This is a genomic window from Paenibacillus sp. EKM301P (genome assembly GCF_011800295.1).
GTDB lineage: Bacteria > Bacillota > Bacilli > Paenibacillales > Paenibacillaceae > Paenibacillus > Paenibacillus polymyxa.
Map to the genome: position 1 here is coordinate 1 of NZ_JAALFM010000124.1, position 297 is coordinate 297.

General features: G+C 40.1%; 1 protein-coding gene. It reads left to right on the plus strand.

Annotated elements, in window-relative coordinates; translation table 11 throughout:
* Positions 1–4: 4 nt before the first annotated feature.
* Positions 5–297 (plus strand): RNA 2'-phosphotransferase (locus tag HFD99_RS25135; RefSeq protein WP_238797321.1); only part of this gene is annotated, 293 nt, incomplete at its 3' end.

The window sequence follows — 297 nt, forward strand, 5'->3', positions numbered from 1 at the left end:
TGAGATGGTTAATGGGTACATAAGAGCTAATTACGGGCACAGTGCAGGCAGATTGAATTATAAGGAAGCTACTCCACTAACGATTTTCTATCACGGTACAAACACAAAGGTAATCCATAACATTTTCACCGAAGGAATTAAGCCGATGGGGAGAAAGTATATACATATGTCTGAATTGCTTGAGTTTGCAATTTTAGCAGGCAAAAGACGTGGAGAACTAGTGATCCTCGAAGTCGACACAGCAAAGGCATTAGCTAATCAAGTGAAGTTTTATAAAGCCAACCATGGTGTTTGGCT